This is a genomic window from Methanococcoides sp. NM1 (assembly GCF_900774285.1).
Taxonomy (GTDB): Archaea; Halobacteriota; Methanosarcinia; order Methanosarcinales; family Methanosarcinaceae; genus Methanococcoides; species Methanococcoides vulcani.
In genome coordinates this window covers 56929-79297 of the sequence record NZ_CAAGTW010000002.1, presented here as the reverse complement: position 1 = coordinate 79297, position 22369 = coordinate 56929, and the positions used below count along the sequence as shown (strand labels likewise).

Genomic DNA, 22369 nt, shown 5'->3' with positions numbered 1-22369 from the left:
CTTACAAAAGTTTGGTCTCAGCATCCCCTTTTGTCAGATTGTTTACAAGACCGTAAAAATCATTCTGCAACCCTGCAGGCATCTTGACCACAGCAACCCATGATCCATCATTCTCCCACCTATCTTTAAGCATAGTGCCGAACTTTGCAATATCACCATATGATTTACCAGCATATTCTGCAGGGACCTTGACCTCTACCTCCACTTCTTCAAAGCGGATCGGTATAATTGGTCTAATGGCCTTCATTACGATATTGACCTGTTCATCGACGCTTTTCAATGGGTCAATGTGGATCTTTGCCTCTTCCATGGCCTTCTCTATACGTGCCGGGGGATGAGGGGTCCTTGTTTGTGGATTGATCGCGTTCTGTGCAATAATGGAAATGACCTGTTTGGTCTTTTCCTCAAGAATATGTTTCCTCTGCTCTTTAGTGAGCTGAAGTTCACCGTGTTTTATAATATGTGCTGCGATCTCGAACACATCAGTGGTCTCGAATGCATTGGAGAGATCGGACTCCGCCGCGTGGTATCCTTTGCTAGCATCCTCAAAGATGGATTCGACTGCAAGAATATCCTCGATCTTTACATTGCCACCTTTCTTGAACTCCAGTGCCCTATCGGGGTCTACAAGCACTTCATAATGCATGCTGCCTTTCTTCAACCTTGCAACCAATGATTCATCAAGTGATACCATACTCTACTCCCTCCTATTTACTTAGCAATGCTCAAAACAATTACTCTTCCTGCTGTTCCTCTGCCCCTTTATTTTTGTCGTCTTCTTTGTGTTCTTCAAGAATGCGTTCCACAAAGGATGCGACCTCTTCTTCAGGACATTTTCTGAACTGGTGGTCTTCAAGAGTTACCATACCCACTTCAAGTGTGGATGCATCCAGTTTCACATCTGTTGCTCTGTAAAGTGCTTCCATACCAAGCATAACAACTTCATCCATGGTCATGTCATCGCGGTGTTTTTCCTCGAAGGTTTCCATGAAGATATTCCTGCCTGCACCGATAGCAGTTGCCTTGTACTCAAGAAGTGCGCCACTTGGATCAGTTTCGAATAACCTTGGTTTGTTGTCATCAACGCCCGCTATCAAAAGAGCAGTACCGTACGGACGAACTCCGCCGTATTGTGTATAGGTCTGCTTGTGGTCACAGATCTTCTTGGAGAGAACCTCTACACCTATAGGCTCGTCATATGTGACCATATTGATCTGAGCTTCGACCCTTGCACGATCTACAAGTGCACGTGCATCTGCAACAAGGCCTGATGTTGCAACACCTATATGCTCATCTATCTGGAAGATCTTTTCAATTGACTCTGCCTCTATCAATCTGCTTGTGATCCTCTTATCTACCAACAGAACCACACCGTCCTTTGCTTTTATGCCAGCTGCCGTAGTACCTCTCTTGACAGCTTCCCTTGCATACTCTACCTGGAAAAGCCTTCCATCAGGACTAAAAACAGTAATTGCTCTATCATAACCCATTTGTGGTGCCATTTGCATGATCTTTTATCTCCTACTATTTACTTTCGTGATGCTAAAAAACGTATGAATAGAGTTTCTGTACATTCACCTAGTTCACTTATAACTTATTTAAATTATTCTATAAATGGATGTTCATGGTTTTTCTTCAGGACTATATACCGTACACCCTTCTAAATACTTTTTTGTTGCTCCATGAACAGTACCCGATATACCCAGAACATGGACCATCACAGGATTCCCATTAACTGAAGTTACAGAAGCAAGGACTGCACGTGTCATATCCATCCTTTCCCGAAGGCAGCGCACAACACCTTTGGAATCCTCAAAATCAAGTAACCTTATATCACATTCACTGGAACCTTTGTCGCCAATAAGTGAGCCTGCACACGAAAATATCTCGCGAAGAAGGTCACTGCGATCTACACCATTTCCGCCTATCAGTTCAAAAGCAAAATACCTCTTATTAGTACGCTGTGTGGGAGGAAGTATCTTCATTTCTCCTCACCTTCCATGCCCGAAGGATCATCTTCAAGAATCTCCACACCTTCGCATATGAAGTTGTTACCACGGCGAACTCGCCTTATAATTTCTGCAGGAGTCTCGCTCAAAGACTTTAAGGCCTCACCGCGCTCCATTCCAAAAAGTGTTGCCAGAGCCATCATCTCTCGCGGAGCACGCAGACCATAAGAGAATGATGCATTATTTGTAAGCAAAAACGGAACATCATATTTCCTTGCAAGTGCCAGGATCTCCCTGAAATGGGAAAGACTGTGCACACGCCGGCCTCCACGCAACATTATCAGAGAAGCCATATCAAATGCAATTGCGACATTATTATCGCTTGCGGACTTTGCAAGCACATGGTTCAATCCACATCCTTTTGGAGTGCCAGGATGCAAAAGTATATCCACATTCGGATTTTCCACCGCTGCACGATTTATGCCCTCATCGCCGCCATGTACAGCAAGTATATCCACTTTTTTGCGATATTTTCCCACAAGCCCGTGGAGCTTAGAAGGATTGGAGGACACCAGTTCGACCCCGCGTAATATCTCAAAGCCTTTGTCTGAACTGCCTTTTGGAAGGGAATCCGAATTGGAATGATTCGTTAGTGCAATGCCACCAAAACCCAGATGTCTTGCCATTGCAACCATTTCTTCCTGTGTACTTTTGCCATCTGGTACACAATGAACACAAAGATCATAGAACACAGGATCAGCCAAATAATTCCTCCACAATAATTCCGGCCTGCTGACGGTCCTTTGGATATGTTTCGATCTTCAACTTCACGATTATCGCATCAGATGAAGAGGAAAGTTTTACCTTACCATCATATGCCGCCTGCTTATCGAACCTTAAGTGGAACATCTGGTCATCATCCAGCCTGTCAGGCATCTCACTTCTAAGCAGTTCCACATCCCCTGGAGACATGTTGCTACGAACAAATGTTGCAAAAGCACGAGTGTCGGGCTTTCTTTTTATAGTAGCACTTAAAAGAGAGATCGGGTTGCCGTGATAACCTTCAACATTCAGTACCTCAACATACTTCCCAGTATCAGTACACTTGCCTTTGTCAAATGAATTTAATAAAAAGAGGTCCAGAGCATTTCTCACTCTGGACTCATCCTCAGTAGCATGTGCGGTTACACGCACAGAGATATAGTGAATCACTTTTTGCTGCTGTTGATGTTTGATCTGATGCTTGGCCTGGTCTTTTCAGTACCAGTGCCGCGCGTCCTCATACCTCTGCCTTTGCGACCTGCACTGGTCTTACCGCGGAATGCCCTTCCACTGTGAGCCTTGCCACAGATCCAGTTGAGGTTCTTGTCGCTTTTGATAACCGGGTGGCTTGGGTCAACAAGAATAACTTCATACCATTTCTGTTTACCGTCTTCGCCAACCCAGTAAGAGTTAAGTACTTCCATGTTAGGGAATTTCCTGCTTGCACGCTCTTCAGAGATCCTCTGGATGCTCTTGCCAACAGTGATCTTGTTCTTACCTGTATGCTGAGTACGCCTACCACGGATGTAGCGTGACTTCCTCATGCTACCCCTTCGGACCTTCACACGAGCTACGACGATACCCTGCTTTGCTTTGTAGCCAAGTGCTCGTGCACGATCGATACGGGTTGGGCGCTCTACCCTTGTAACTGAGCCTTCCTTTCTCCATACCTGAAGTCTTTCCCATCTGAGATCACGAACATATGAATCTCCAGGGTTCTTCCATGCGTCTCTTACATATCCATAAAATGATTTTGACAATTTATTCACCTTGTTTCATGTTAGTTTCACGGTTCAGCCAAAGTTACTTCGGCCACACTCCTACGGGACTCTCATCCCGACAATGAAACATCCGGTAGTACATACACTATAGCATTTAAAGGTTTGTATAAGAAGAAAATAAAAAGAAGCAGAACTATTTGAAAATTAAGAAAATAAAAAGAAAGGACGTGGGGCTGGTGAGATTCGAACTCACGATCGACGGGTCTCTCCGAACACTGCCATTACGACAGTAAATGTTCTTAAAGAACACACATCAGTGCTCCAACGGTTCCTCACCGACCTACCCCGTCGGGTAGATCTCAGCAGACCCGTTGTTCATCATTTATCCGCTGGAGCCCGTCGCCATTCCTGGCTAGGCCACAGCCCCGCAACCTTGCGATTGCAACCCTCAAATACATCTCATCAATAATATAGGTATCGGTATGAGGGACTGAAAAATCGGGTTTAGAATGCACCGGAATACATTCACAACCACGACACTAACAATTATTCCGCGTTTATAAGGTCAGCAAATTATTCCGCGTTTATAAGGTCAGCAAGCCCAATGCAGATATTCTCGATCTCTTCACGAATGCTGTCCACAGATACACCCAGAAGACCTGCAAGATAAAGTGCACCACCTGCACCAACGCCTTCCTTAACATATCCAAGCTAATACTGCCTCAGGCCTTTGTGGGAAGAACGTCCAAATCCAGGGTCAACAGCATGCATATCCGCACCAAGTGCTTCAATGATCTCTTCGAAATTGGCACTTTCATCGTCTACCACATAGCTGGTGGTCACAATGGAAACATTACTGAGATCAGTACCCATATGTTTCATGAAAGCGTAGACCGCTGCCATCTGAGTACCACCTGCAAGGATAACACGCTTACCTTTAAGACCTTCCACAAGACCTGCGGTTGCTGGCATCATAGGGTCGCCAAGACATGAAAGAGCTCTCAGAGGGTCAGACTGAAGACTTCCCTTTGTAACACCCGAGACCTTCATTGCTTCACTAACCACTTTCTGCTTTAAAGCAACCGGATTATCAGAAGAACTGCTACTCACATGACCATCATACCCAAGGGCATTGAGCACACCCATTGCAGTGGTCGTTCCGGCAGGAGTACTTTCCCCGATCACGAACATATCATGATCATCGCGTACCTTCTCACCCACTTCACGTGCACGTTCAATAATACCTTCAACATCATGAACCGCGACATCCTTACGGATATCCTCACCGGGCCTTGCCTTAAGGTCCTCAAATGGAACCTTAGGAGCGATCTTTAAACCGGAATTCACGAAGAGATGAGGTACATTTGAAAGCTGCAAGGATGCACGGGTGATAAGGCCCGGAGTAGGAGTATTGTACGGAGGGGTCATTGGAAGTACCGGAGTGCTGATGATACCACCGGTCTCCACAAGTTCTGCATCCCCTGTCGGAGTATAGTCCGTCAGTTTGGCAGTCTTTCCAGCGGCAGATATCTTTTCAATGTAGGCAGTTTCAGTATTTGCCAGCACACAAATGAAAAGTGGCTTTTCCGGTTTCTTATCATTAGCTATCAGAGATTCCATTATTGATCACCCTCCCATGTATTTACAATATCAGTATGTCCTTGCAACGTAAACCCTTATGCTGGTATCCTTGCCACACATAGGACACTTATAGGTCCCTTCCCCATCCTGGTCAGTGGGAATTCCAAGTATGCCTGCACCAACCTCTTCATCCATTTCAAGTCCGCATTTCTCCTCCCCACACCACGGGACATGTGCAATACCTTCAGAAACCTTCTCTTTAATCTCTTCCACAGTATTACAATCAAATATACGTGCTTTAAGGTTCTCTTTTGCATTCTCCAGGAGAGAGAACTGGATGACAGCGAACCTCTCGATCACTTCATTAGCGATAGATGAAAGAGGTACCTGTTCTTTCTCGCCAGTATCACGCCTTACAAGCATAGCGGCTTCCTTCTCAAGATCCCTCGGACCGATCTCGATCCTTAAAGGAACACCTTTCATTTCCCATTTGTAGTACTTGGAACCAGGACGCTTATCACTATCATCGATAGTAACACGGACACCTGCAGCTTCAAGGGTTTCCTTTACATCATTACATGCAGCCAGAACAGCTTCTGACTTCTTGAAGAGGATCGGAATGATCACTGCCTGGACAGGTGCGACCTCAGGTGGCATGATAAGACCCTTGTCATCACCATGAATTGAGATCAGAGCAGCAATAGAGCGCTCAGAAATGCCATAGCATGTCTGGTGGGCATAGACCTGTTCCCCTGTAGCATCCTCATATTTGATATCGAAGGTCTTTGCGAAATTATCACCCAGATGATGGGCAGTTCCAACCTGCAATGTCTTGCCATCCGGCATCAGTGCATCCACTGCGATCGTATAATCAGCACCTGGGAACTTATCCCAATTAGGTCGCTTTGAAGGTAACACAGGAACTGCGAGTCTCCTGTAGAACTCAGAGTATAGCCTTATGGCCTCATCCACCTGTGCAGCAGCCTCATCCCATGTAGCGTGTACCGTGTGTGCCTCCTTGAAAGATGTGATCTCTCGCAGGCGTATAAGTGGACGGGTATGCTTTGTTTCATACCTGAAAGTGTTAACGATCTGATACAATTTCAATGGGAGGTCAGCATGTGAGCGCACCCATAGACGGTACATAGGATAAATTGCAGTCTCACTGGTAGGTCGAAGTGCAAGCTTCACATCCAGAGGAGTTGTTCCTCCGTTCAATACCCAATAAACTTCATCCTCGAAACCTTTAATGTGCTCAGCTTCCTTCATGAACTCATTTTCAGGTATCAAAAGAGGGAACATCGTTTCCTGATGGTCCTTGTCGAGAAGTTCACGAATTATTCCATACACGTTCCTGCGAATGGAAAAACCAAAAGGATACCATACGTACGAACCCTTCACAGGATAACGTACATCCATGATCTCTGCTACCTGGAGCAGGTCGTTATACCATTCACTGAAGTTCTCTTTTGGAGGAAGCGCTGCTTCTTTTTCTTGTTCGGCCATAATGTCACCAATAAGATCAAAATGATTCAATTAGAATATTTAATTAGAATTGTGTCAGCTAACACATACATCATTTATATTCATTTCCAATCGGCTGGATCTTATCAGAAGAATCGACTTCCAGCTCGGAAGAATCGACGTCAAAGACTACCATACCGCTATGGAGGTTAGCTGCCTCTTCTTCAGAAAGAGTACGGGATATCGCTTTTTCAGAAATGATAGCACTGTTTCCCAGAGGATCCTCGATAATGACCTTTAACGGAAGTTCACCCTGAATAGCTTCTTCAAGCATCTTCTGTAGCTCCAGGCCACGTTCATATGCTTCAGGTTCATCCTTTACCCATTCGGTAGCTGTCACTACAACAGATCTGACCCTTTCCAGGATGCCTTCAATATTTGTTACATAGGACTCTGAAACTGAGCCCGGTTCAACGTCAATGCCCAGATCAGGAATGCGGATAGTACCTGACGTGGAACGAATTACCCTTGCATTAAGATCTTCCAGGCCTTCTACCATCATCTCAAAACGCACTGGTTCTTTTTGGGTCAGGATCATAGTGTCCGTGAACCTGAAACTACAATTAGAACAAATAGTCGAAATATACATCACTTCCCCGAAATAGGGGATCTCATCGCCATGCCACTTAATAACAAGCTCCTCGTGGCAGAGAGGGCATGATGTTCGTGTTTCAAAAGAATTCCGGGACCCTACCCCGGAATTGTTCTCTATGCTCAATACCTTCCACCAACTATCTTAGACCTGTCGATCTTGACGCCTGTTGGTGTGACAAGCACCTGGTCATCCTTGATACCTGCAATATCACCATGCACATCGATGACTACATCCTTCAGGTCCTTGAGTGCCCTGTCAAGCATGAGTTTGTCAGCTTTGATGTTGGAGATGTCGATCATGAGGATATTGCCATCATAGACCTCTTTCTTCAGACCAGGAAGCTCGTTCAGGTTCGTAAGTTCTGCCACTCTGACATAGGTCTCTGCAGGTTCATCTGCCAGTTCCTGCTCAAACTTGCCGAGATCAAGCTCGGTATATTCGTCAGCATCTGTTGCACCCTTTGATCCGCTTCCAAATAATTTGTCCATGAAATTTGCCATAGTCCGCACCTTTGTGTTAAAATTTTATTGAATGGATATAGAATATATCTTTATTGAGTCTTTTAATATTTAAGCCATTAGCCATTTTAGGAATTTTTAGCTTTGCAGCAATGTTAACGGGTTTATTATGTATGGTCATCATATTTTAATGGTGGCTTTGCATCCATAAATATCACCGACATCTTATGCTTCAAGATTCCACAGATCATCCCCGACATGATGAATGGATTTTACTGCTTTTCCGGACTTTCCGACCATCTCGCTTGCAGGTATCAGTGCACGACCAATAGCAAGCGGTTTGCCGTGAGTCTCTTCTGTGATGATAACAAGATCGTTCGCCGCAATTTCAGGATCAGCACTTACGATACCCGGACACATGATATCTGCACCGTTGACAACGAACTTCACTGCTCCGGCATCCACTGTCACTTTACAACAGTCAAGCTCAAGCTCCAGTACACCTCTGACAGTTGGGAAAGGACGATCATCCTTTTCCTGAAAGAACAGGATATCACCATCCACTATTATGATATTAAACCAGTCTGCTGTAGCACTTTCTAACTTTCGCTCTTCGATCTTGTCAATGACATCGCCAAAGGAGGACCTAAGGGAAGTCAACAATTTGTTCTTTGCAGATTTTCGTAGTTGAACTCTGGACTTTATTTTCAACTTACCACCTTTGATAAGAAAATATTAGCTTGCACCACATTAAGTGCCATTTATCCTTAAACGTTTCGCGCAGGCGATATCGAAAGGAACGAAGAATGAACCGAACGCATAATTTAAGGAAGCATTCCAATTCCTTTCGAGCATGAACAAAAAGAAGCATGGATTATATCATATGATAGAAATACCTGAATTGTAACGTTCACCAAGAAACGGAAGATATCATAAATGTTTAGCATGAGTGGCCGAATAATACATATAGTATATTACAACTAACCCACTGCAATTAGCATAAACCGAGAAACTCAAGATAGACATATCATAGTAAGTATACCATAACCGTTCAACTTGATCGGTTTTCTAAAAAATGATTTATGGAGGTCCTAGCATAAGTGATGCTGAGAGAAAGAAGTATTCTGCATACACTCTTTCGAATTACAAAGACATTCCCCAGATACAGGATCTAAGCCAGCAACATCTGGAAGAGATAGAAATTGCTGCACGGATACTTCCATTCCGTGTTAACAATTATGTGGTCGAGGAACTCATCAACTGGAATGATGTTCCAAATGACCCGATATTTACATTGACATTCCCTAACAGGGACATGCTGCTTCCACAGCATTATAAAAAAATGGCGGATCTTTTACAAAACGATGCTCCGGAAGAAGACATACAAAGTGAAATCCAGAAAATACGCCTGAGCCTTAATCCACATCCTGCAGGGCAACTGGAGAAGAACGTTCCGGAACATGATGGAAAGATCATTAGTGGAATGCAGCACAAATATGATGAAACGATCCTTTTCTTCCCTGCACAGGGCCAGACCTGCCATGCATACTGTACTTTCTGTTTCAGGTGGGCACAGTTCATAGGCATGGATGAACTGAAATTTGCCAGTCGTGAGATCGAACTTCTAATATCATATCTGCAGGAACATCCGGAGATCAGGGATGTGCTTTTCACCGGAGGAGATCCCATGACCATGAGTGCAGGCCTTCTCAAAAAATATATTGAACCGGTCCTTGAAGCAGACATTCGCAGCCTTGAGAACATAAGGATAGGCACCAAATCATTAAGTTACTGGCCTCAGCGTTTTGTTTCTGATAAGGATAGCGAAGATATACTTTCTCTTTTCAGCAATGTTACTGAACACAAAAAGCACATGGCACTCATGGCACACTTCAACCATCCCAGGGAACTTTCCACGGATATTGTGAAGAAAGCAATACAGAACATCCGTGCGACAGGTGCACAAATACGAACCCAGTCACCCCTGATAGCACACATAAATGATGACCCTGCGCTCTGGGAAGAGATGTGGAGCGAACAGGTTCGTCTGGGTTGTGTACCCTACTATATGTTCATGGTAAGGAACACAGGCGCAAAGCACTATTTCGACGTACCCATGGCAAGGGCATGGGAGATCTTCCAGAAGGCATACCAGAATGTCAGTGGTCTTGCAAGAACGGTTCGCGGACCAAGTATGTCCACCGATCCTGGAAAGATCAATATTCTCGGAGTCCAGGAGATAAACGATGAAAAAGTATTCCTTCTTGAGTTCCTGCAGGGACGTGAAAGCAAGTGGGTGCGCAAGCCGTTCTTTGCGAAATATTCTCCAACAGTTTCATGGCTTACAGATCTTGAACCCGCTTTTGGGAAAGAGAAGTTCTTCTTTGAATAAGAAGAACTTGTTACCTGCATTGGTCGATGTTTAAAGGTGCACGAACTGTGCACATATACATTTTATTTTAATTTCTATTGTGGCAGTATCATACAATAATATTTAAATTGGTTACTGCATTAGGATGGTATCTATAACGTAGCCAAGAAACTGGACCTATCCGGGAGGCCACCAGCATGATAAAAGAAGTTACTGATCAGTACAATGCTAATGAGATCGAAATGAAGGTTCACGAGTTCTGGGAAGCAAATAATGCATACAGAGCAGTACGTGAGCACAGAAAAGGCGCCAAGAAGTTCTTTTTTGTGGACGGACCACCATACACAACAGGTCACATCCACCTCGGTACTGCCTGGAACAAGATAATAAAGGACTCTATCCTGCGATACATGTCCATGAACGACCATGACATCCTTGACAGGGCAGGCTGGGATATGCACGGACTCCCTATCGAAGTAAAGGTCGAGGGTGCACTTGGTTTTGAGTCAAAGAAAGACATCGAGGCCTATGGTGTCGGTAATTTCATTGAGAAATGCAAGGAGTTCGCACTTCGCCAGAAGGATGACATGACCGGTCAGTTCCGTACACTGGGCGCATGGCTTGACTGGGAAGATCCATACATGACACTCAAGGATGAGTACATAGAAGCTGCATGGTGGACATTGAAGCAGGCACATGAAAAAGACCTGCTTGATACCGGAAAGAGAGTTGTCAACTGGTGCCCCCGATGCGAAACAGCTATCGCTGATGCTGAAGTCGAATATGAGGACCGTGATGATCCTTCGATTTACATCAAGTTCAAAGTAAAAGATGAAGATAATGCATTCATCGTCATATGGACCACCACACCGTGGACCATCCCATCCAACATCGCTGTGGCAGTACATCCTGAGTTCGAGTATGCCAGAGTGAAGGCATTCAACACCGAAGGTGACAGTGAAACACTGATAATGGCTACTGAACTTGTAGAGAACGTACTTCGGATAGGAAGATATGCAGACTACGAGATCATTGAGACCATGAGCGGAAAAGACATTGCTGGTCTGGCCTATGAGCATCCTCTTGCAGACCTCGTGCCCCTCCAGGCTGAGATCGAGCACAAGGTCTACAATGCAGATTATGTTACAGCAGAGAACACCGGTTGTGTCCACATTGCTCCCGGACATGGTGTTGACGATTTCGAGGTCGGTGTCAAGAACGGCCTGCCTATCTTCTGCCCTGTAGGTTCCAATGGTAGCTACACAGATGAAGCAGGAAAATACACCGGCATGAACATCCGTGACGCAAACCGCGTTGTTATGGATGACCTCCTCGAGAAGGGACTGCTTATCTCCGAGAAGACCATCAGCCACAGATACGGTCACTGCTGGAGATGCAAGACACCTATAATCTACCTTGCAACCGAACAATGGTTCCTGAAGATCGGCGAGCTGAAAGAAGCTATGCTTGAAGAGATCAAAAAGGTCAACTGGACACCCGACTGGGCAGGTTCTGCAAGGTTCAAGGACTGGATCGAAGGCGCACGTGACTGGTGTATCTCCAGACAGCGCTACTGGGGTATCCCAATTCCAGTATGGAAATGTTCAAAGTGTGCAAAGATCGATGTGATCGGCACAAGGGAAGAGCTTGTGGAGCGTTCCGGTGCAGATGCAGATATTGAATTGCACAGACCGTATGTTGACAAGATCACTATGCCTTGTGATTGCGGCGGCACCATGGAACGTGTGAAAGATGTTTTCGACGTATGGTTCGACTCTGCAGTGGCATCCTGGGCTACACTCAGGTTCCCGCACACAAAGGAACAGTTCGATGAGTGGTGGCCTGCTGACTTTATCACAGAGGGACACGATCAGACCCGCGGATGGTTCTATTCACAACTTGGCGCCAGCATGGTAGCATTTGGAAAAGCACCATACAAGAACGTGCTCATGCACGGTTTCACTCTTGACGGCAGCGGAAAGAAGATGTCAAAGAGCATTGGAAATGTTGTACAGCCAGCAGAGGTCATCGAAAAGTTCGGTGCTGACACCCTAAGGGCATACGTACTGGCCTCCAGCGCACCATGGGAAGACCTGAAGTTCAACTGGGACGAGATCGCAACAATGCACAGGACAAACAACATCCTGTGGAACGTCTATCGCTTCCCGCTTCCATACATGGCACTTGACAAGTTCGACCCACAGGAAGTTTCATACGAATCCGTTGAAGCACACCTCAGGGAAGAGGACAAGTGGATACTTTCACGCATGCAGTCCGTCATTGCGGATGTCAACAAGGCAATGGAAGAGAGATTACTGCACAAGGCAATGCGTGCTGTTAATGAATTCGTGCTTGAGGACCTTTCAAGATGGTATATCCAGCTTATCAGGCCAAGGACATGGACCGAAGCAAACGATCCAGACAAACTTGCAGTTTACAGGGTGCTCTATGATGTGTTCGTGACAACTGCAAAGGTGATCGCACCATTCATGCCACACCTTGCAGAAGAGATGTACCAGAACCTTGTCAGGAATGTCGATGAGAATGCTCCTGCGACCATCCATCTTTGCGACTGGCCAACTGTCGACGAGGCACTTGTGGACACTGACCTTGAAGCACATATGAAAGCGGTACGCTCCATGGTTGAATCTTCTTCGAACGCACGCCAGAAGGTCGGACGCAAGCTCAGATGGCCTGTATCACGCATCGTGGTCAGCCCGACCGATGAGAACACCGTTGCAGCCGTTGAACAACTTCGCTATGTTCTTATGGACCAGACCAACGCCAAGTATATCGAACTTATAGAGATAGGTGAAAGCTGGAATGAGCTCGGAGTTGAAGCTGCACCAAACCCAGGAGCAATCGGACCTGTCTTTAAGGGAGATGCCGGCAAGGTGAATGCAGCTATCGCTTCGATCGATGCTATGGAACTAAAGAAGGGACTTGCAGACGGCGAAATGGAGATACCCCTTGCAGATGGCACAAATGTCACTATCACTGAGAAGATGGTGAACTTTTCCGAAACACTTCCGGAAGCTGTAGCCAGTGCTGAATTTGCAGGCGGAGTTGTCTTTGTCGATGCAAACCTTACCCGTGAGATCGAATCCGAAGGATACTCAAGAGAAGTTATCCGCAGGATACAGGATATGCGCAAGGAGCTTGACCTCGATGTTGATGACAGCATAAAGGCACATATCCAGATCGATGATGAAAGGGTCCTTGACCTTGTACTTGACTTTGAGAACTACATCGCAAAAGAAGTTCGTGCAAACGTTCTTGTGATCGGCATTGATGTTGATGTCACCGGAGGACTTGCAAAGGACTGGAATGTCGAAGGCATTTCAATGCATATCGCAATCTCAAAGGAAGAATGAAATCGAGGTGAAATAATGGATTTTAAGAAGTGGGAGCCAGTCTACCTGAAGATCCTTGAGGACTTCGGGTTTTCCAGAGAGGGTGACGAGAATTCCGCCACCCTCCTTTCCCATCTTTTGATAGGATCAAATACTGTTGATACAAACGCACTTGAAGAGCTGATCAGCGGAAAGGATGTCCTTGTATGTGGGAACGCACCAAAGCTTCTGGTCGACCTGAAGGAAGTGAACGTAGACGACTACGTGATCATAGCAGCCGATGGCGCCACAGCACCACTGATCGATAAAGGCATTGTCCCGCACGTTATCGTCACAGACCTCGACGGGGATGTGGAAAAAGAGATACAGGCAAATCAGGAAGGTTCCATCATGGTCATCCATGCACATGGTGACAATACTGAAAAGCTACTAAGATACGTTCCACAATTCAAGAACGTCATCGGCACCACACAGGCAGAACCTTTTGCAAACATTCACAACTTCGGTGGTTTCACGGACGGAGACAGATGCGTTTTCCTTGCATCCGAGTTCAATGCTGAAAGCATCACCCTTGTGGGTTTTGATTTCCATGACAAGAACGTGACACCAATGAAGGAAAAGAAGCTCAAGTGGGCACAGAAGCTCTTAGGGGCTTTCTGAAACTTTCTTTTTTTGAATTTACCCATACTGGTTTTATTGCAAAACCAATGCATTTTCTTAATAGATAACACAAAGAGGTTATTGGGCAGCTTTTGATATAGCAATGCGCGACCTATTGAAATCTACAAAAATTGTTAACATTGTTGCTTACTGTTTTTGCCACATACACCCTGCTTACAGAATAGATAAATAACATGTAAGCATAAATTTTGTATCAGACAATTGGGGGCAAACTGTCTGAACATGAGGAACTTGAACACAAAGAATTACTGAATAGTATGAGCGGGGAGCATGGGTTCGCTCCCCGTATCCTCGAAACAGTGGGAGATCGAGACCATACTATTTCATTCAAGAAAGGTGAAGCATAAGAGATTTCATTATTTATCTCTCGCTAACACCAGTTGAAATTAGATCAACAATGGGGGAAACAAGATTGAGTTATACAAATGAGAAAGCTCCAAAGGTGTTAACTACTGCCTTTGGGATCCCGGTCGGGGACGATCAGAACAGTTTAACAGCCGGAGAACGTGGGCCTGTTCTAATGCAGGACGTTCATCTGCTGGAGAAACTCGGACACTTTGACCGTGAACGAATACCTGAGCGCGTAGTACATGCAAAAGGTGCAGGTGCAGGAGGTTACTTCGAGGTGACCGCCGACGTTACCAAATACACAAAAGCCAAATTTCTTTCAGAGATCGGGAAGCGTACCGAAGTACTTGTCCGCTTTTCAACCGTGGGTGGTGAGAAGGGGTCTGCTGATGCAGCACGCGATCCACGAGGATTTGCTATTAAGTTCTACACAGAAGAAGGAAACTATGACCTGGCAGGTAACAATACCCCTGTGTTCTTCATAAGAGACCCATTGAAGTTCCCAGATTTCATTCACACCCAGAAAAGGAATCCTGCAACCAACTGCAAGGACCCCAACATGTTCTGGGACTTTCTTTCCCTTACTCCGGAATCTATCCACCAGGTCACCATCCTGTTCTCGGACAGGGGTACGCCTGCAACCTACGGCAACATGAACGGCTACTCGAGCCACACATACAAATGGTACACTGAAGATGGCAATTACGTCTGGGTACAGTATCATTTCAAGACCGAACAGGGAATAAAGAACCTGACCCACGAGGAAGCAGATAAAATAAGCGGCAGCGACCCCGACCATGCTACAAGGGACCTCTATGAGGCTATCGAGAGGGGAGACTACCCTTCCTGGACCCTTGAGATGCAGATCATGACACTGGAGCAGGCCAAAGAATACCGGTTTGATATCCTTGACATAACCAAGGTCTGGCCACACGGTGATTTCCCGACCATCAAGATAGGAAAGCTGGTGCTGAACCGGAACCCGGAAAATTACTTTGCAGAAATCGAGCAGGCAGCATTCAGCCCCGGCAACCTTGTGCCAGGGATCGCGATCTCGCCAGACAAGATGCTGCAGGCCAGGGTATTTTCCTACCACGACACTCACATCCACAGACTTGGGCCCAACTATCACCTGATCCCTGTGAACAGACCCAAGAACGCACCAGAGGTAAATTACCAGCGTGACGGAGCCATGCGCATTGATGCCAATGGTGGTGGCGGACCAAATTACTGGCCCAACAGTTTTGGCGGACCTGAGCCAGATCAGGATGCTCTGGAACCGGAATTTGAAGTCTCCGGTCCGGCAGCACGTACGCCTTATAGCCACCCCAACGATGATTTCGTACAGGCAGGCAACCTGTATCGCAACGTCATGGACGATCAGGCTCGTGAGAATCTGGTAGGCAATATTGTGTCCCATCTTTCAGGTGCACAAAAGCGTATCCAGTTAAGGCAGACAGCTCTGTTCTTCAAGGCTGACCCTGATTACGGAAGCCGGGTAGCTGAGGGGCTGGGACTTGATGTAAAGGAAGTAGAACGTCTTGCCGACATGACCAAAGAAGAACGTGCAAAAGCCACTGAAGAGTAAAACTGCATTGCGATGAAATGTTTAATGCCCGCCGTGAAACTGAAATATCCTGATTTCCAATCAATTCTGGTTTCACGGTGGTTACTACTACCGCTGCTATTACTTCTACTGCCATTGCCACCACTACACTGAAGAGAATAGCAGGAATATTTCATTCCCAGACCTCCTTATGAGTATGCTTAGGACTTATGCAATTAGTTCAAACAATTCTTATTATTGCCTTCAAGGCAACTGATCAAACTGCTAAAGATCTTGATCCAGACATAATTAATAATCCCGGTGAACGTTACTATTTGAATTCTCAAGGTTTATTTCCTGAATCAAGAGCAGAAAAAAAATAATCAAGTGTATCATCAGGCATAATAATACAACATCAGATGCAATAATATCAAGGCTGAGATAGCATCCTTTATATTCTTTTAATTGTAATACTTCTAAAGTCAGGTAGTGAATTTTAACACAATGAACAGAATTGAAGTGTTATTCGTACAAATTTACAACATAAAGAGGTTTCATGCAAACTTTAGTCATATGCATTGACAGGGACAATGATCTTGGTGAAAAAGCAAATGTTATCACTCCAATCATAGGACGTGAAGATAACATCGATGCAGCAGTGAAACTTGCAACTGCAGATCCGGAGGATTCCGACAGCAATACAATATTTGGCGGCGTGAATGTTCTTGATGAACTGCTTGCAAAGGGACTTGATGCCCAGATCATCACATTTGCAGGTGACAAGAATGTGGGTGTTATATCAGACCAGAAGATATCTTCCCAGTTGGATGCATTCCTGAGCGAGAATGAGATCACAAATGCAATATTCATATCCGATGGAGCAGAGGATGAAACACTCCTGCCTATCGTCCAATCCCGCATCAAGATCGATTCGGTCAAGCGTATCGTGGTTAAGCAAAGTGCAAACCTCGAAAGTACTTACTATATCCTAAAAAATGCACTGAACGATCCGAAAATATCACAGACATTCTTTGTTCCGCTGGGACTTGCAGCGCTTATCTATGCAATTTTCCTGCTGGCAAGATACCCGGAAGGTGCAATTATTGGCATATCGGCTGCAATCGGCATGTACATGCTTTACAGGGGATTTAACCTCGACCAGCCATTCGCTCTTTTGAGAGAAAGAATGAAGGATTCTTTTTACGAAGGCCAGATGACCTTTGTCACTTACACGATAGCTGCTATCCTCGGAGTGATCGCCACCATGATAGGAGCTGTGACGCTCTGGCAGTACCATATTACAGGCGGTAGCTGGTACTATGGAATAGTTACCCTCATTACCGTTTTCATTAATGTCACCATCTGGTGGTACGTTATAGCCATCCTTTTTGCAGACATCGGGAAGATGGTCGACCAGAAGATCAGCGAAAGTTTTACAATAAAAGAAGTTTCGCCGGCTCTTTTCATAATAGCAATTGGTCTGCTTTTCTGGGGTGCAAGCACTTATATACTCTCAGTAAGCGCTTTTACCGGTGACACAGCAAGTAATGAACTGAGCCTGCAGTATTTTGTATACTCTGTTGTAGGTGCAATACTGATCGCCCTTCTCGGCATCAAGATATCCATGACCAGTCCATCATCTGAGAAGCTCCCGAAGAAAGGAAAGGGTAAAACTAAAAAATAATAAGACGGATTACCACACATGAAAATCGATGCAGCAGTACTTGGTGGTGTTGGATTCTCATCTTTCATAGAGGGATTTGCAAAGATCGTTAATACACCTTATGGGGATGTTGGTGCATACATCATCGAACTGAACAATAAGACTATAGCCATAGTCCCGAGGCATTCCGGAGCTGCTGAGCATGTTCCTCCCCATATGATCAATTACCGTGCTAACATCTGGGCCATCAGGGAACTTGGTGCAGAAAAGATAGTTGCCACCAATTCAGTGGGAACTATGAAAAGTCACAACATTGGCAGTTTTGTCATCCCTGATGATTTTATCGATCTTACCAAGAGCCGCATATCCACATTCTATGACAAGAACACAGTTCATGTTGATATGACAGAACCATATTGCCCCCAGATCAGCAAGTGCCTTATGGATACACTTGAGAAGAAAGGGCTTGACTATACCAGAGGGACATATGTTTGTACCGAAGGACCACGCTTTGAGACCCGTGCAGAGATCAAAATGATGAGCACGATCGGGGATATTGTAGGCATGACAGGACTTCCGGAAGTTGTCCTTGCACGAGAACTGGAATTGTGCTATGCATCCATTTGCACCATAACGAACCAGGCATGCGGACTGACAGAGAACAAGATAACAGCTGACGAGGTAGTGGATGAGCTTGGTACGACGCAGGATATTCTGCTGGAAGTGCTAACCGATGTCATTGACTGCATTCCTGCAACACGTGAATGTGAATGCATGAATGCTATGCAAGGAGCACGGCTTTGAGATCATTCAGGTCGAATTTGAAGCTTAAGAATAGCTAAAAGCAGAATTAGAAAAAGAAGAAAATAAAAAGGGATTATGCAATATCCTTTGATGTATCAATGTTAATGCCTTCTGAGACATTGAACTTGATAACATCTGTTTTAGGTGCCATTCCACGTATCTTTGGGATCGAAAGCTTGCTCAGGATCTTATCAGGATGCCTTTCAACATCTACATCAAAGATAACATCTGATGCATTGAGAATTTCATTTTCAGCCCGTTCATCATGACTTCCTTTCAAAGAATAGAGGAATGTAATGCTGTTGGCTTCTTTTGTGGTCTCATAGAGAAGATTGATCAGACGCTTGAGAAGTCCCGGATTCACATTGAGGTTCATGAAAAACGAGAAATTATCAAAAATGATGTTGATCTCTTCGCCCTGTGAATCATTCAGGATGGTGCGTAAGTTATATTCGGCGTACTCTATGATCTTGGAATCAATGTGCCCATTACCCAGATGATCGACCATGTCTCCCATGGAAGTGAAATAATACTCACTATAGATGTCCACAAATATGACATTCGAAGGATCAAGGTTCTGGTTCATGATATCACTGCGGACATATTTAGGTCTGCGCCCAGTGGTGAAGTAATATGTTTTACGGGACTGTGTAAACTCGTAAAAGAATACCTCTGACATGGATCTTGGATCTGCAGAGAAATAGACCATGGAGTTTAGAGGAAGGCCCCCTCCAAGGGTCCTGTCCAATACGTAGATACCAGTTGGAACGACAACAGGACCATTATAGACATTCTTAGGGATAGACTTGACCTCATTTGTATCCCTGCTTACCACAGAACTCATGGTCTCCATGATCTCACTGGAAACCACAGTTTCCCTGAAATCATTTGTTTCAATTACAGGAACAATGTCCTGCGGAACGGCTCGTAGTTCAAGCTTCCTCTGTACTTGGGTTTCTTCTGCAAGAGATAACTCCTGTTCTGCCGCTCTTTTACGTTGCGACACCCTTGGAGTTATTATTACCTCCGTACCTACAGAAAGCTGACTTGACATTTGTTACACCCCATACCGAATTATACGATCAGGTTAGATATACTCAATTAAATGTAGGCATGTACATGCATATAAAAGGCATGAACACATATGCCCACATGAAGTACACTCATTGTGAAATTACAAGGATTAACATTGTTTATATACAAGTACATCTCTTTGAAACCCGAAAATGACTCTGTGGACATTTCTCAAGGCCGAAAAGGCCAAGGTCATTGTAATGGCCATTAAGGACAGGAAACGTCATCCCCAGTTTACCGGAGAGCTTATCCTGCGAAAGACAGACGCAGGACCGCGTCCACACAAGTTCCGGATCTTCAGGGATGAAAAGGATGAACTTAGACCACCTGAAGAGTTCATAGACCTGCTACGGATGTCAGAACGTATTCTCATCGACATCGAAAGCGAGAGGAAGGGAGAGGAAGATGTTAAGGAACTGCTTGCAGGTTTTCATCTTGATTGGGAGCATGCACATGTGTGCAGGTTCTGCCTTTTGAAAAAGAGATTCAACTTTATCAATAAAAAATCCATCAAATATCATCATGAGCTTATTTGCGAGGAATGTGCAAAAGAAGAACTGGACCGTGCACTTCGAAATGCCCATAGTTATTTTGGAGATGAGGCGGCAGAACGAATCCAGCAGATCATGCTCAACACACGGGACCTTGACCGCACAATAGGCATGTTGAGTCCGGAGGACCTTGACCTTGAGTACACACGATTTGATACGATAGAGGCCCAGACGCAGCTCACGCAGATCAGGATAAAGGACATCCCGCTGTCAAATAAGTTCAAAAAGGTACTATTAAAGAAGTCTGATACTCTATTGCCGGTACAATCTCTGTCGGTGGAAAAGGGGCTGTTAAAGCGTAAGAACCAGCTTGTGACATCGGTAACTGCTACCGGAAAGACGCTCATCGGAGAGATAGCCGGTATTGAGAACATCATACGTGGCCAGGGGAAGATGCTATATCTTGTACCGCTTGTGGCATTGGCGAACCAGAAGTATGACCAGTTCAACAAGAGGTATTCCGAAATCGGGATCAAGGCATCTATAAGAGTGGGAAGTTCCAGGATACGGACATCGAAGACAAAGTCCATGCGAAGAACACTTGATTCTGACATCATTGTGGCCACATATGAAGGTCTTGACTACATACTAAGGTCAAAGGATTCCGACCTTCTGGGCCAGATCGGCACTGTTGTTATCGATGAGGTCCACATGATAGAGGATGCCGAGCGTGGCCATAGAGTGGACGGGCTTATCGGAAGGCTGAAGTACGTAGCATCGGGAGCACAGTTCATCTATCTTTCAGCTACCGTGGCTAAACCGAAGCTGCTTGCGAAAAGACTTAATGCCGAGCTTGTGGAGTATGAATACAGGCCCGTGCCCATTGAGCGACACCTGCTGTTCTGCCCGGAGAGCAACAAGATAAGGCTTATGTCAAAGCTTGTGCGGGACGAGTATGCCAAAACATCCTCCAAAGGCCACAAAGGCCAGACAATCATATTCACGAACTCACGAAGGAACTGCCACCGAATAGCTCAGGCACTTCCAATATCCACTGCCCCTTACCATGCAGGTCTTTCCATGCAGGAGAGGAAGAAGGTAGAGAGACGTTTTGAGAAGGGAGAGCTACCTGTCGTGGTCACAACAGCTGCACTTGCAGCAGGTGTTGATTTCCCTGCATCACAGGTTATATTCGAATCCCTTTCAATGGGTATCGAATGGCTTACCATGCAGGAGTTCCTGCAGATGCTGGGACGTGCAGGAAGGCCGGATTTCCATGACAGGGGTGTGGTAGTGGTCCTTGCTACGCCACAGAAGAGCTATACCAGCGAGCAGAACGGCACAGAGGAAGAGGTTGCCATCAAGCTCCTTAACGGAGAGATGGAACACACTGAGGTGGAATATGGTGAAGAGGAACAGATGGAGGAAATCCTGGCTACTGCTGCGGTGACATCATCAAAGCATGACCTTGAGGCGATACACAAAGGTATGCTTGCAAACTATTCATTGAAGGCACTGCTTTCAAGGCTACAGAAAAAGAAGTTCCTGAATATCAAGGGAGACAATATCGCACTTACGAAGTTCGGAAGCATTGCTGCCGGACATTTCCTTTCCGTTTCAAAGGCATTCCTGATACGGGATGCAGTGCTTTCCGAGCACAGGCCGGTGGAGATAATAACCAACCTCGAGTTCTTTGAAGCGGTCTATTTCAAGTACGCAGCCCAGATATCTACTGCACTGAAGATCAACATGCCTTCAAGGGTGTTCCAGGGAGCTTCCATGGACATTGTGCTTGAGGGTGAGAACCTTTCCAGGCTTGAGATGAAGATGCAGGACCAGATCCTGAACTTCGCTACTGATTTCCTGACCTGCGGTTGCAAGGAAAGTCCTTACTGCGGTTGTCCTGAGAGATTGTTCTCGGAGAAGATCATTGACCTGAGGGTAGACGGTTATGACCCAATACAGATCGTGAACTACCTTGAGGATAAGTACGGCATCACTGCCTACCCGGGAGACCTGCTGGGATACCTGGATGATGCGATACGCAACCTTGATGCTGTTGAAAGGATCGCAAAGGCTTATTCCAAAAAGGACCTGGCAAATTCGGCGAGGCATCTTAAGAAGCTTATCGTAGGATGAAGACCGCACTTTGAATTAATGATAACAAA

The 22369-nt window shown here is 45.4% G+C and carries 18 protein-coding genes, 1 tRNA gene and 1 pseudogene; 7 read left to right on the top strand and 13 right to left on the bottom strand.

What is annotated here, in order from left to right; all coding sequences use genetic code 11:
* Position 1: 1 nt before the first annotated feature.
* The 12 genes and pseudogenes from E7X56_RS02315 to E7X56_RS02265 all read right to left on the bottom strand — a co-directional run bounded on the left by E7X56_RS02315 (position 2) and on the right by E7X56_RS02265 (position 8581).
* A complete protein-coding gene (locus E7X56_RS02315; RefSeq protein WP_135604484.1) occupies positions 2-694 on the bottom strand; it encodes a ribosome assembly factor SBDS in 693 nt (230 codons plus the stop codon).
* 40 nt (positions 695-734) lie between these two features.
* Positions 735-1508 carry an archaeal proteasome endopeptidase complex subunit alpha gene (psmA, locus tag E7X56_RS02310; RefSeq protein WP_135604482.1) on the bottom strand — a complete coding sequence of 258 codons (774 nt, stop codon included), beginning with the start codon at positions 1506-1508 and terminating at the stop codon, positions 735-737.
* A gap of 114 nt (positions 1509-1622) precedes the next feature.
* Positions 1623-1985 (bottom strand): Rpp14/Pop5 family protein, encoded by a 363-nt coding sequence (locus E7X56_RS02305; protein ID WP_135604480.1) that lies wholly within the window; start codon positions 1983-1985, stop codon positions 1623-1625.
* Positions 1982-2713 (bottom strand): ribonuclease P protein component 3, encoded by a 732-nt coding sequence (rnp3, locus tag E7X56_RS02300; RefSeq protein WP_135604478.1) that lies wholly within the window; start codon positions 2711-2713, stop codon positions 1982-1984. The genes E7X56_RS02305 and rnp3 overlap by 4 nt, the downstream gene beginning before the upstream one ends.
* Positions 2706-3161: an RNA-binding protein gene (locus tag E7X56_RS02295; RefSeq protein WP_135604476.1), complete on the bottom strand. Its 456-nt coding sequence runs from the start codon at positions 3159-3161 to the stop codon at positions 2706-2708. Before E7X56_RS02295 ends, rnp3 begins: the two co-directional genes overlap by 8 nt.
* Positions 3158-3751, bottom strand: a complete 594-nt coding sequence (locus E7X56_RS02290; protein ID WP_135604474.1) for a 50S ribosomal protein L15e — start codon at positions 3749-3751, stop codon at positions 3158-3160. The genes E7X56_RS02295 and E7X56_RS02290 overlap by 4 nt, the downstream gene beginning before the upstream one ends.
* Before the next feature lie 189 nt (positions 3752-3940).
* Positions 3941-4139: transfer RNA gene (locus tag E7X56_RS11690), tRNA-Trp, on the bottom strand.
* A gap of 146 nt (positions 4140-4285) precedes the next feature.
* A pseudogene (gene cobT, locus E7X56_RS02285) lies at positions 4286-5332 on the bottom strand (nicotinate mononucleotide-dependent phosphoribosyltransferase CobT).
* 30 nt (positions 5333-5362) lie between these two features.
* Positions 5363-6799: a proline--tRNA ligase gene (gene proS / locus E7X56_RS02280; RefSeq protein ID WP_135604472.1), complete on the bottom strand. Its 1437-nt coding sequence runs from the start codon at positions 6797-6799 to the stop codon at positions 5363-5365.
* Between the two features lie 70 nt (positions 6800-6869).
* Positions 6870-7535, bottom strand: a complete 666-nt coding sequence (locus E7X56_RS02275; RefSeq protein WP_135604470.1) for a ZPR1 zinc finger domain-containing protein — start codon at positions 7533-7535, stop codon at positions 6870-6872.
* The gene (gene sepF, locus E7X56_RS02270; RefSeq protein WP_091690040.1) at positions 7532-7912 is read right to left on the bottom strand and encodes a cell division protein SepF; all 381 of its coding nucleotides are present in this window, start codon (positions 7910-7912) and stop codon (positions 7532-7534) included. The genes E7X56_RS02275 and sepF overlap by 4 nt, the downstream gene beginning before the upstream one ends.
* Before the next feature lie 183 nt (positions 7913-8095).
* Entirely contained in the window at positions 8096-8581 is a 486-nt protein-coding gene (locus E7X56_RS02265) for an RNA-binding protein (RefSeq protein ID WP_135604468.1), read from the bottom strand.
* 364 nt (positions 8582-8945) lie between these two features.
* Between E7X56_RS02265 and E7X56_RS02260 the strand changes: the two genes are divergently transcribed.
* From E7X56_RS02260 to E7X56_RS02230, 6 genes are all read left to right on the top strand, one after another.
* Positions 8946-10262 (top strand): KamA family radical SAM protein, encoded by a 1317-nt coding sequence (locus E7X56_RS02260; protein WP_135604466.1) that lies wholly within the window; start codon positions 8946-8948, stop codon positions 10260-10262.
* 176 nt (positions 10263-10438) lie between these two features.
* A complete protein-coding gene (gene ileS / locus E7X56_RS02255; RefSeq protein WP_135604464.1) occupies positions 10439-13615 on the top strand; it encodes an isoleucine--tRNA ligase in 3177 nt (1058 codons plus the stop codon).
* A 15-nt stretch (positions 13616-13630) separates the two neighbouring features.
* Complete coding sequence (locus E7X56_RS02250) at positions 13631-14254, top strand: 6-hydroxymethylpterin diphosphokinase MptE-like protein (protein WP_135604462.1); 624 nt, start codon at positions 13631-13633, stop codon at positions 14252-14254.
* A 433-nt stretch (positions 14255-14687) separates the two neighbouring features.
* On the top strand, positions 14688-16211 hold the full coding sequence (locus tag E7X56_RS02240; RefSeq protein ID WP_244603369.1) for a catalase: 1524 nt from the start codon (positions 14688-14690) through the stop codon (positions 16209-16211).
* Between the two features lie 514 nt (positions 16212-16725).
* Positions 16726-17853, top strand: coding sequence for a DUF373 family protein (locus E7X56_RS02235; RefSeq protein WP_135604458.1), 1128 nt, complete (start codon positions 16726-16728; stop codon positions 17851-17853).
* Positions 17854-17871: 18 nt separating this feature from the next.
* Positions 17872-18636, top strand: a complete 765-nt coding sequence (locus E7X56_RS02230) for an MTAP family purine nucleoside phosphorylase (protein ID WP_135604456.1) — start codon at positions 17872-17874, stop codon at positions 18634-18636.
* Positions 18637-18709: 73 nt separating this feature from the next.
* Here the strand turns inward: E7X56_RS02230 and E7X56_RS02225 are convergent, their stop codons facing one another.
* Complete coding sequence (locus E7X56_RS02225; RefSeq protein WP_135604454.1) at positions 18710-19690, bottom strand: ATPase domain-containing protein; 981 nt, start codon at positions 19688-19690, stop codon at positions 18710-18712.
* A 172-nt stretch (positions 19691-19862) separates the two neighbouring features.
* Here E7X56_RS02225 and E7X56_RS02220 point away from each other — a divergent pair, with 172 nt between their 5' ends.
* A complete protein-coding gene (locus E7X56_RS02220; protein ID WP_135604452.1) occupies positions 19863-22340 on the top strand; it encodes a DUF5814 domain-containing protein in 2478 nt (825 codons plus the stop codon).
* Positions 22341-22369: the final 29 nt, after the last annotated feature.